The following is a 10,820-nucleotide window of genomic DNA, read 5'->3' as shown; positions in this document are numbered from 1 at the left end:
TGCGGCCGTCGCCGCTGATGGCGATGCTGACCGGGGCCGGCGCCGCGCCGCCCAGGTGGGCGGTGGCGTTGAGGGCGACCGCCGGCGTGGCGCTGAAGGTCAGCTGGCCGGCCGGCACCACCTGCAGGCTGTAGGGCAGCAGCATGGGCGAGCCGGGGAACTGGCTGGCGCAGCCGCTGTCGCGGCACAGGCGCACGCTGAGGTTGCCGGTGTAGGTGCCGGCCGCCAGCGACGGCGCGGTCTGCAGCACGGCGTGGTACTGGGTGTCGCTGTCGCGGACCAGCTGGGCGGTCGGCAGCAGCACGCCGTTGCTGTCGACGATGCTGGCGACCACGGTGCCGGCGTTGGCGAAGTCGGCCGGACGGGCCACGCTGGCGATGACGTTCAGGGTGAGCGAGGTGCCGGCGTTGACGGTGCCGCGCACGGTGGCGGGGTTGAAGCTGAGGGCGGGCGACACGGCCGGGGTGCCGGGGTCGGGCGCGGCGGCGCTGCCGCCGCCTCCGCCCCCGCCGCATCCGGTCAACAGGGCGGCAAGCAGCAACGGGAGGAGATAGACGGACCTGGGTCTCAGCATGGCGGTATCCTTGGGGTAAGCACAGCTTGATTTACACATTTTACAATTGTTGCGTAGTTGCAACTATGTGTCAAGCTCCGGTGCGCGTTTGAGGGGCGCCCCGGCCAGAATACCACCGGTGCGCGCTTATTTGCCCGCCCCGTGCGCCTCGTACGCGCGGATGCGGTCCAGCTTGGCCGAATACAGGTCGTGGTCGCCGCGCGTGGTGCTGTTGGCCAGCGCCTTGACCATGTGGGCGTCCGCCTCGTCCAGGTTGCCCAGCTGGTAATTGGCCAGCGCCAGCCAGAAGTGGAACTCGTGGTAGTCCGGCACCCGGTCGACCTCGCGCGCGAACAGGCCGCGCGCGCGGCGGTAGTCGCCGGCGCGCATGGCTTCCTGGCCCAGGTTGAAGTAATGGAAGGGCGGCTCGGGTTCCAGCTGCGCCAGGCGGGCGCGCAGCGTGGCCGCCTCGGCCAGCTTGTCGGGCAGGCGCTGGGCCTCCAGCGCCTGCGCCAGGTTGGACAGGACGATGGTGTTGGCCGGCGCCTGCGACAGTGCGTAGCGCAGCACCTGCTCGGCCTCGGCCAGGTTGCCATGGTGCTGGTAGACCACGGCCAACGTGTTGTAGGCGTTCAGGAAGCCCGGGTCCTGCTCGACCGCCTTGCGGGCCGACCAGTAGGCCTCGTCCAGCTTGACCTGCGACAGAAGTTCGGCGGCGCGGTTGTTCAGGTACATGGCGACGATGGTCTGTTCCTCCAGCGGCTTGGCGTTTTCGCGCGCCTTGGGCGGGATGGGGATGAAGTCCACCGTCAGCGAGTTCGACAGGTCGACGCTGTAGCCGTTGCCGTAGTCGAGGCGCTGGCGGCCCAGCGCCAGGTTGACGTGGTCGCTGGAGAAATACAGGTCGCCGGCGCGGCTCCAGCTGGCGTCGACCTCGACCTGCTGGAACTGCACCGCCAGGTGGAGTTCGCGCGCCAGCGCGGCCGTCATGATGGCCAGCGACAGGCAGTTGCCGGCGCGCGCGTCGAAGGTCTGGGCGGCGTCGCGGGTCATGGCCGAATCGTACTCGAGCTGCAGCCGGTCCTTGCGGTACAGGGCGTCGAACAGTTCGCGGCGGGGATCCTTGCGCGTCAGGCCGTGGCCGATCTCGCGGCTCAGGTAGTCGCGCATGGCGGGGCTGACCGCGAAGATGTGGGCGGTGTCGACCGGCACCGCCGGCGGCTGGAACAATTGATCGTGGAATACCATCGGCGCGGCCGCGTGCGGGGCCGGCGACGGACCGGCGCAGCCGCACAGCAGCGCGGCGCACAAGGCCAGGGTCCATGGTTGCATGACGAGTCTCCCTTTGCTGCGGAGCACAAGCCGGCGCCGCACCAGGCAGCGGATTCTGTGTTCCGCTTGAGGAAAGTATCCTCGGCTCCCGGGGCGATGTCAAACGGGAATTGGCGTTGGCCTCAGGCCAGCGGACGCGGCTCCACCGGCTGGCCATCGGCGTTGAAACGCAGCGCCACCAGCACCTCGGCCACGCCGATGCTGGCCAGCGCGTCGCGCAGGTCGTCGACCTCCAGTTCCAGGTCGGCGCCCAGGTCGAGCGGCTTGTCGCCGTGAGCCAGCACGGTGGCGCCCTCGCTCAGCTGCACGCGCAGCACCATCTCGTCGTCGACGTCGAACGGGGCGATGACCGCGCTCAGCCGGTCCGGCGCGCGCGCGCCGATGGCCTGGTTCAGCGCCGACAGCAGCTGCAGCGTCGCGTATTCGGACTGGCCCTGCTCGCGGGCGCCGAAGAACAGGTCCTGGTACAGGAAGTTCAGGCGCAGCGGGGCTGCTCCCCGGCCGCGGCCCAGGCAGCGCGCCACCAGCGGCGCGTGTTGCCCGGTCCATTTCTGGTAGCGCGCGGCGCGCTGGGCGAAGTAGGCGTCGGCCGCCTTCTCGCCGGCCGGCACCTTGTAGAACGGATCGTCGGCGCGCTTCATCGCGAAGCCGAGCAGGAAGCGCAGCTCGACGGCGGCGTCGTCCGGGCCGAAGCCGGTGGCCGACCAGCCGGCCGCCATGCTGCGCTCGAGCGCCGGCGCGGCCGTGATCTTTTTCTCGGTCAGCGACTGCGCCGCCTCGCGCACCATGGCGTGCAGCTGGCCGTAGGTGACGCGCTCGAACTCGTCCAGGTCGTAGGCGTGGCTGACCAGCACCACCCTGGCTTTCGGGCTTTCCAGGCCGGCGTCGGTGAAGCTGTCGAGCAGGGCGTCGTAGGCGGCGCCGTCCTGGAAGTCGTGGGCCGGGTCCAGGCCGCCCTGGCTGTGCACGAACACCGGGATGGCGAAGGCGTCGATCTCCATCTCGGGCGCGCCCTCGCGCCGCAGGATCACGCTGGCCGCGCCTTCCTCGATGGCGTTGCGCAGGTAGCGGTAGCCGTCGCGCGACTCGTCGCGGGCCAGCTCGACGGCGCCGTACAGCACCTCGTCCTTGCCCTGGTTGAGCAGCTTGCGCAGCAGGCGCTGGAAGTCCAGCCCTTTTTGCGCCAGCTCGGCGCGGGTGCTGTCGGCCACGATGTCGTGGTTGAACTCGCCGTCGGCCAGGTCCAGCGCCAGCGCGCACAGTTCGGTGGTGTGTTGTTCGTCTTTCAGTTCCGGGGAATTGGCGGATTTGCGCGGTACGGGGCGCTTATTTTTCGGCATGTTTTTCTTATCGTTCGGTGTGGAAGGCTTCGTGCAGTTCGTCCAGCAGGTCGGCGGTTTCGTCTTCGGACAGGCCCAGGTGGCGGCAGGCCTGGTCGCCGCCTTTTTCCCATTCGTAGGACAGCTGGCGGCTGTGGAAGCGGGCGATGCCTTTTTCCGCCAGCAGCGCCAGCGCCACCAGCGAGCGCACGGCGTCGTCGGTGGCCGGGTCGTCCAGCACGCGGTAGTCGTGGTGCAGCAGGATGGCCCAGGAGACGTCCGGCGACAGCCCCCAGTTGCGCGCCAGCAGGCAGCCGATGGCGGCGTGGTTGGTGCTGTAGCGGCTGTCCTCGACCGCGGTGAAGGTGTGCACCGCGTCGTCGCAGGCGTCGGCGTAGGTGGCGGCGTAGTCGGTGAAGCGGTTCATCAGCAGCGGCACGCCGATGTCGCAGAACAGGCCGAAGGTGTGGGCGATGTCCGGCGGGGCGATGCGTAGCTTGCGCGAGAAGAACACCACGGCCTGGGCGCGGCGCGCCGACACTTCCCAGAACGCGTTCAGGTCGGCTTCCTTGCCCTCGATGGCCTGGCGCGCCAGCAGCCCGGTCAGCAGGGCCGCGCACTGGTTGATGCCGAGGAAATTGATGCCCTGCTCGACCGACTTGGCCTTGCGCGCGGCGCCGAAGAACGGCGAGTTGGCCAGCTTGAGCAGGGCGCCGGACATGCCGACGTCGTTGCCGATGATGCGGGCGATGCGGCGCGGCGACGGGTCGGGCTGGGCCAGCTCGCGCTGCAGGTCGACGAGCAGGCTGGGCCGGGGCGGAATACGGATGGAGCGCATCAGCGCTTCTTCCACCGCGTTTTCTACTGGCATGGCTGGGGCTGCTGCTGTCGTCATTGTCTTCTTCAGGGGGTAAGGGCGGGCATTGCCAAGGTGATACTATAAACCAGCGCGCCGGCGCGTGCCGGGCGTGCCTCACAAGATTATCGCCGCAAGCGCGGGCGGTGCGCACGAATTTCTCCCGATTTTCTGCCGGGGCCGCCATATTTTGTCGCTAAAAACCGTGGCGGGCGCCGTTTCGATAATCATTTGTCACGCCTTTCGTGAGCGTGCGGTCCAGATTGCCCTTTACAATACCCGGATGGACAAGCATCTGGCTGGTATCGATTTCAGCGCGCCCTCGGCCGAGGTGGCGCGGCGTTTGATCGGCGTCACCGTGCTGGTGGACGGGGTGGGCGGGCGCATCGTCGAGACCGAGGCCTACGACCGCACCGAGCCGGCCGCGCACTGCTACAACGGCCCGACGCCGCGCAATTTCTCCATGTTCGGGCCGCCGGGGCGCAGCTATGTGTACCGCTCGCACGGCCTGCACTGGTGCCTGAACTTCGTGTGCCGGGAGGAGGGCCACGGCGCCGGCGTGCTGATCCGGGCGCTGGAGCCGCTGGCCGGCCTGGAGCGGATGCGCGAGCGGCGCGGGCTGGACGACCCGCGCCTGCTGTGCTCGGGGCCGGGGCGGCTGTGCCAGGCGCTGGGCGTCACGCGCGAGTTCAACAACCTGGCGCTGGACGCGCCGCCGTTCGCGCTGCTGGCGCCGGACGCCGGCGCCGCGCTCGAGGTGCTAGCCGGCCCGCGCATCGGCATCAGCAAGGCGGTGGAGCTGCCGTGGCGCTTCGGCCTGGCCGGCTCGCGCTTTCTGAGCAAGCCCATGCGCTGACGGCGCTTCCACCTTGAACACCGACACCGCCTGCGACAGCTGCACCGCCTGCTCCTGCAGGCTGGCCGCGGCGGCGGCCGCCTGCTCGACCAGCGCGGCGTTCTGCTGCGTCACGTCGTCCATCTGACCGACCGCATGGTTGACCTCGGCGATGCCCTGGGCCTGCTCGGCGCTGGCGTCGCTGATGCGGGCGATCACCTCGTTGACCTGCTGCACCGAGGCGACGATGGCCTCCATGCGCTCGCCGGCCTGCTGCACCGAGGCGCTGCCGCTGTCGATGGTGGCCACCGAGGTGGCGATCAGCGCCTTGATCTCCTTGGCGGCGGCGGCCGAGCGCTGCGCCAGCGTGCGCACCTCGGAAGCCACCACGGCGAAGCCGCGGCCCTGTTCGCCGGCGCGCGCCGCCTCCACGGCGGCGTTCAGCGCCAGGATGTTGGTCTGGAAGGAGATGCCGTCGATCACGCCGATGATGTCGACGATCTGGCGCGAGCTGGCGCGGATCGAGGCCATGGTTTGCACCGCCTGGCGCACGGCGGCGCCGCCGTGCTGGGCCAGGTCGGCGGCGCCGGCCGCCAGCTCGCAGGCCTGGCGCGCGCCGGCCGCGTTGTTCTGCACCGCCTTGGTCAGGCTGGCCATGGCGCTGGCGGTCTCCTCCAGCGAGCTGGCCTGCATCTCGGTGCGGGTCGACAGGTCCAGGTTGCCGCTGGCGATTTCATGCGAGGCGCAGTCGATCGCCTTGACCGAGGCCAGGATGGCGCTCAGCGTCTGGGTCAGGTTGTGCATGGTGTGGTCCAGCATGCGGGCGGTGTCGGCGATCTCGTCGCGGCCGTGGTTGCCCTGGCCGGCCGACAGCCGTCCGGCCGCCAGCGCCACCACCACGTCGGCGATGGCGCGGATGTCGCGCAGCATGGCGCCGCGCACCGCCATCGTCACGCCCAGCGACAGCGCGATCGACAGCAGCACCATCAGCGCCATGCTGTTGCCCAGCGAATGGAACTCGGCCCGCGCGCGCGCGTAGGCCTCTTCGCTGAGGTCTTTCTCCAGCGCCGACAACTGCGCCAGCTGCTCGTTGAACAGCAGGAATTGCTTCTCGCCGATGCCCATGGCGTTGGTGGCGATGCTCTGGTCGATGCTGGCCATCTCCATGGTGTCCTGCACCGCCTTGCGGTAGGCCGCCAGCGTCTGCAGCAGCTGTCCGGCGATCTTGTGCTCGGCGGCGTCTTCGCCGGCCGTGGTCTGCGCCGCCAGCTGGCGCAACTGGCCCTCGATGACGACGTGGCCGGCCTTGAGCTGGCGCGACAATGCGTCCAGCCGGGCCTGCGAGAAGCTGCCGTTGACCCAGGCCAGCAACTGGTAGATGTGGGCGTGGGCGTAGCGCGTCTCGCCGGTGATGTCGGCGGCCAGGCGCAGGCGCGCCGCGCGCACCTGCACCAGGTTTTCCAGCGAGGCGTTCTGGCGCACCATGCCGTAGTAGGCGGCGGCGGCCGTGACGACCAGCAGCAGCAGCACCAGGCCGGGCGCCAGCAACAGTTTGGGACCGATACGCAGTTTGTTCAGCATGGTGCTCTCCCGCCGCTATTTTTTGTAAATGCCCGCTTCCAGCACCACGTCGCCGACCCGCAGCACGTAGGTGGTCTTGGGTTCGATCTTGCCGCTGCCGGGGTTCTTGTACTGGTAGTCGACCCAGCCGTGGCCTTTTTTGGCCGCCACGTCGATGATCTCGCGCCGGTACTTCTTGCCGCTGGCGTCGGGCACGTCGGTCAGGTCCTTGCCGACGATGGAGGGGTTGAACGGGTGCGCCAGCACCACGCCGGTGGCCAGGTCGCGCAGGTCGACGTACAGCGAACCCTGCACGAACTCGGCGTCCTTGGCCGCCACCTTCTTCATCAGCTCTTCCTTGCCGTGGGCCTTGAGGTAGGCGGCGCTCTTTTCCACCAGGGCGACGGCGTCCTTCTCGGTGGGCTCGGCGGCGACGGCGGTGGTGTGCAACAGCGTGGCGGCGACAGCGGCCAGCAGGGCGGTCAGTCTCATGGCGGTTCCTTGTTTGGGGAGGAGGAGGGGCTTGCTCCCACGAACTGTACGCCGCTGCCGCCGCCGGGAATTGCGCTGCCGCAAGTTCTGGCCGTGTGGCAATTTTGCACGCGCTCTGCGTCAAGGGAAAATGTATTTCCGTGTGTCAGTTGATTTTCGGCAATCGCGTTTTTGGCGGGCGGCCTAGCATGCAGTTTCCGTCCTCCCCTTTTATTGCGATAGGAACCAGCGATGACCTCTACTCCGACAGCTTCCTGGAACAGCGCCGGCGCCCAGGCGCCCAAGTTCAAGCCCTTCATCCGCCAGACCATCTCCCATTCCCGCCAGTGGGAGTGGCTCACGCCCGACCTGCAGGAGGCGGTGCAGGTGGTGTCGCACGTGCTGCCGTTCCGCACCAACGAATACGTGATGGACCACCTGATCGACTGGAGCAACATCCCCGACGATCCGATCTTCCGCCTGACCTTCCCGCACCGCGACATGCTGGCGCCGGACGACTACGCCCAGCTGCGCGAACTGGTGCTGGGCCGCGCCAACCAGCAGGCGCTGACCGAGCTGGTGCGGCGCATCCGCCTGCGCATGAATCCCCATCCGGCCGGGCAGATGACGCACAACGTGCCGCGCGTGAACGACGCGCCGCTCAAGGGCCTGCAGCACAAGTACAAGGAGACGGTGCTGTTCTTCCCCAGCGCCGGCCAGACCTGCCACGCCTACTGCACCTTCTGCTTCCGCTGGCCGCAGTTCGTCGGCATGGACGACATGAAGTTCGACGCCAAGGAGTCGCACCAGCTGGCCGACTACCTGCGCCTGCATCCCGAGGTGACGGACGTGCTGATCACCGGCGGCGATCCGCTGATCATGAACACCCGCTCGCTGGAAGCCTACATCGAGCCGCTGCTGGCGCCGGACCTGGCCCACATCCAGAACATCCGCATCGGCACCAAGTCGGTGGCGTACTGGCCGCAGCGCTTCGTCACCGACCGCGACGCCGACGACTTGCTGCGCCTGTTCGAGCGGGTGGTCGACAGCGGCAAGAACATGGCCATCATGGGCCACTACAACCACGCGGTGGAGCTGCGCCCGGAGATCGCGCAGCAGGCGGTCAAGCGCATCGTCGGCACCGGCGCCACCTTGCGCATGCAGGGGCCGCTGATCCGCCACATCAACGAGGACCCGCACAGCTGGGCCGAACTGTGGCAGACCGGCGTGCGGCTGGGCGCCATCCCGTACTACATGTTCGTCGAGCGCGACACCGGGCCGCGCGAGTACTTCCAGCTGCCGCTGGCGCGCGCGCACGAGATCTTCCAGCAGGCCTACCAGATGGTGTCCGGCCTGTCGCGCACCGTGCGCGGGCCGTCGATGAGCGCCTTCCCCGGCAAGGTGGTGATCGACGGGATCGTCACCATCGGCGGCGAGAAGGTGTTCGCGCTGCAGTTCCTGCAGGCCCGCAATCCCGACTGGGTGCGCAAGCCGTTCTACGCCAGGTTCGATCCCAACGCGACCTGGATGGACGAACTGAAACCGGCCTTCGGCAAGGACAAGTTCTTCTTCGAGGAGGAGGGCGGCAGCCGCAGCGAGTACGGCGCCGAGCCGCCGGGCCAGCGCAAGGTGATCCCGCTGATCGCGGCGCGCCAGGACGACGGCCAGCGCGGCGGCGCGGCGGCCGGCTGCGGCGCCCACAATTCGGCGTAGGTGGCGCCATGTCCGGCCGCGCGGTGTTTGTGCTGGTGTTCCTGCCGTTCGCGCTGGGCCACTATCTATCAAGTTTGATCCGTACCGTGAACGCGACGCTGGCGCCGCAGCTGATGGCGGCGCTGGCGCTGACCCCCGGCCAGCTTGGCCTGCTGACCAGCGCCTTCTTCCTGGCGTTCGCGCTGGCGCAGCTGCCGGTCGGCATGGCGCTCGACCGCTGGGGCCCGGCGCGGGTGCAGCCGCCGATGCTGCTGCTGGCGGCGTTGGGCGCGCTGGCTTTTTCGGGCGGCCGCGATTTCGCCGAGCTGCTGGTGGCGCGCGCGCTGATCGGGCTGGGACTGGGCGGCTGCTTCATGTCGGCGGTGAAGGCGGTATCGACCTGGGTCGCGCCGGCGCGGCTGCCGTCTGTGCAGGGCTACCTGATCGCGGCCGGTGGACTGGGCGCGGCGTCGGCCACGCTGCCGGTGCGGCTGGCGCTGCACTACACCGACTGGCGCGGCCTGTTCGTCGGACTGGCGGCGGCGGCGGCCTGCCTGGCGCTGCTGATACGGCTGGTGGCGCCCTCCGCGCCGCCGTCGTCATCGTCATCCTCGTCGTCGGCGGCGCGGCCGGCCAGCGTGTCGGTGCTGCGCGAGGTGTTCAGGCATCCGGCCTTCCGCGAGGTGGCGCAGCTGGTCATGGTGCCGCACATGGTGTTCTTCGGCATACAGGGCCTGTGGATCAGCCGCTGGCTGAGCGACGTCGCCGGCTTTTCCGAGGCGGCGGTGACCTACCTGCTGTACCTGGGCATGGCGGCGGTGATCTTCGGCGCCATCGCGGTCGGCATGATCACCGAGTGGGCCGGGCGGCGCGGCGTGGCGCCGGTCAGCGTGGCGGCGGCCGGCGTGGCGCTGTTCATCGCGGTGCAGCTGGGCTTTGTGCTGAACTGGGCGCCCAGCTTCCAGCTGCTGTCGGTGGTGTTCACGCTGGTGGGCACGGTGACCGGCATCGAATACGCGATCGTCGCGCAAAGCCTGCCGCCGTCGCTGACGGGGCGCGGCGCCACTTGCCTGAACCTGTTGATCTTCCTGGGCGCGTTCGCGATGCAGGCCGGCTTCGGGCTGGTGCTGGGCTGCTGGCGGCCCGACGCCTTGCAGCACTATCCGGCGCAGGCCTACCAGGTGGCGTTCGGGGTGCTGGTGCTGCTGCAGTTGCGGGGGCTGTTCCTGTTCGCGCGGCGGCGCTGGGGTACGGCGCCGCAATCCGGTAGAATCGACTATCCGTCCGGGAATCCGGCAACCAGCCCTCCGATCACACGATGACTTCTCCGTCCACCCCCTTTGCTTCCCTGCCGGCCGTGTGGCGGGACTGGATCATGGAAAACCTGGCGCGCGCCTGCAATCCGCTGGACATGGCCAACAGCATGGCCGCCTCCGGCCAGCACAGCATGGCGGTGGCGCGCGCCGCCATCGACGAGGCGCTGGCGCTGCGCGCCGCGGAAGGGCAGGCGCCGCCGGCCAGCGTGTTCGTGGCGCCGCAGCAGATGCCCTACATCGACCTGGAACGCAACCTGATCGCGGTGCAGGACCGCATGGTGGAAGTGCTGTTCGTGCTGAAGCAGCCGCAGATCATCCTGCTGGGGAATGTGCTCAGCGACGAGGAGTGCGACGCCATCGTCGCCCATTGCGGCACGCGCTACACCCGCTCCACCGTCACCGGCGAGGCCGACGGCGCCAGCGTGGTGCACGAGGGCCGCACCAGCGAGATGGCCTTCATCCAGCGCGGCGAGGCCGAGGTGGCCGAGCGCATCGAGCAGCGGCTGGCGGAGCTGGCGCACTGGCCGGCCGAATGCGGCGAGCCGTTCCAGCTGCAGAAGTATGGCGTGACGCAGGAGTACCGCCCCCACTACGACTGGCTGGACCCGGACAGCAGCGGCCATCGCAGCCACCTGGCGCGCGGCGGCCAGCGGCTGGCCACCTTCATCCTCTACCTGAGCGACGTGGAGCAGGGCGGCGGCACGGTGTTCCCCGGCCTGGGGCTGGAGGTGTATCCGAAGAAGGGCAGCGCGCTGTGGTTCCTCAACACCGACGTCAATCATCAACCGGACAAGCAGACCTTGCACGGCGGCGCGCCGGTGGTCAGCGGCACCAAGATCATCGCCAACAAATGGCTCAGGCAAGGGCGCTACGGTTAGAATGGCGG

At 69.1% G+C, this 10,820-nt stretch carries 9 protein-coding genes and 1 pseudogene; 4 read left to right on the top strand and 6 right to left on the bottom strand.

Annotated elements, in window-relative coordinates:
• The 4 genes and pseudogenes from GTP90_RS21090 to GTP90_RS21075 form a co-directional block, all read right to left on the bottom strand.
• Positions 1 to 574: pseudogene (locus GTP90_RS21090) on the bottom strand (BACON domain-containing protein); the annotation flags it as partial.
• 126 nt (positions 575 to 700) lie between these two features.
• On the bottom strand, positions 701 to 1,885 hold the full coding sequence (locus GTP90_RS21085; protein WP_161085383.1) for a tetratricopeptide repeat protein: 1,185 nt from the start codon (positions 1,883 to 1,885) through the stop codon (positions 701 to 703).
• A gap of 122 nt (positions 1,886 to 2,007) precedes the next feature.
• Positions 2,008 to 3,225 carry a DUF2863 family protein gene (locus GTP90_RS21080; protein ID WP_161085382.1) on the bottom strand — a complete coding sequence of 406 codons (1,218 nt, stop codon included), beginning with the start codon at positions 3,223 to 3,225 and terminating at the stop codon, positions 2,008 to 2,010.
• A 7-nt stretch (positions 3,226 to 3,232) separates the two neighbouring features.
• Complete coding sequence (locus tag GTP90_RS21075; RefSeq protein WP_161085381.1) at positions 3,233 to 4,099, bottom strand: HDOD domain-containing protein; 867 nt, start codon at positions 4,097 to 4,099, stop codon at positions 3,233 to 3,235.
• A 244-nt stretch (positions 4,100 to 4,343) separates the two neighbouring features.
• On the opposite strand from GTP90_RS21075, the gene GTP90_RS21070 reads away from it, so the two are divergent.
• Complete coding sequence (locus GTP90_RS21070) at positions 4,344 to 4,916, top strand: DNA-3-methyladenine glycosylase (RefSeq protein WP_161085380.1); 573 nt, start codon at positions 4,344 to 4,346, stop codon at positions 4,914 to 4,916.
• Here GTP90_RS21070 and GTP90_RS21065 read toward each other — a convergent pair.
• Both GTP90_RS21065 and GTP90_RS21060 read right to left on the bottom strand, forming a co-directional pair.
• Complete coding sequence (locus tag GTP90_RS21065) at positions 4,821 to 6,476, bottom strand: methyl-accepting chemotaxis protein (RefSeq protein ID WP_161085379.1); 1,656 nt, start codon at positions 6,474 to 6,476, stop codon at positions 4,821 to 4,823. The genes GTP90_RS21070 and GTP90_RS21065 overlap by 96 nt on opposite strands.
• Positions 6,477 to 6,491: 15 nt before the next feature.
• Positions 6,492 to 6,947 carry a cache domain-containing protein gene (locus GTP90_RS21060; protein ID WP_161085378.1) on the bottom strand — a complete coding sequence of 152 codons (456 nt, stop codon included), beginning with the start codon at positions 6,945 to 6,947 and terminating at the stop codon, positions 6,492 to 6,494.
• A gap of 231 nt (positions 6,948 to 7,178) precedes the next feature.
• Here GTP90_RS21060 and GTP90_RS21055 point away from each other — a divergent pair, with 231 nt between their 5' ends.
• Genes GTP90_RS21055 through GTP90_RS21045 form a run of 3 tightly spaced genes read left to right on the top strand, consistent with a single transcriptional unit; the run spans position 7,179 to position 10,812 of the window.
• Positions 7,179 to 8,639: a KamA family radical SAM protein gene (locus tag GTP90_RS21055; RefSeq protein ID WP_161085377.1), complete on the top strand. Its 1,461-nt coding sequence runs from the start codon at positions 7,179 to 7,181 to the stop codon at positions 8,637 to 8,639.
• Between the two features lie 8 nt (positions 8,640 to 8,647).
• Positions 8,648 to 9,940, top strand: a complete 1,293-nt coding sequence (locus GTP90_RS21050; protein ID WP_161085376.1) for an MFS transporter — start codon at positions 8,648 to 8,650, stop codon at positions 9,938 to 9,940.
• Complete coding sequence (locus tag GTP90_RS21045) at positions 9,937 to 10,812, top strand: 2OG-Fe(II) oxygenase (RefSeq protein WP_254451970.1); 876 nt, start codon at positions 9,937 to 9,939, stop codon at positions 10,810 to 10,812. Before GTP90_RS21050 ends, GTP90_RS21045 begins: the two co-directional genes overlap by 4 nt.
• Positions 10,813 to 10,820 lie beyond the last annotated feature (8 nt).

The sequence above is a fragment of the Duganella vulcania genome (genome assembly GCF_009857655.1).
GTDB lineage: Bacteria > Pseudomonadota > Gammaproteobacteria > Burkholderiales > Burkholderiaceae_D > Rugamonas > Rugamonas vulcania.
The sequence above is the reverse complement of the archived record's forward strand: the minus strand, read 5'-3'. Positions and strand labels throughout refer to the sequence as shown.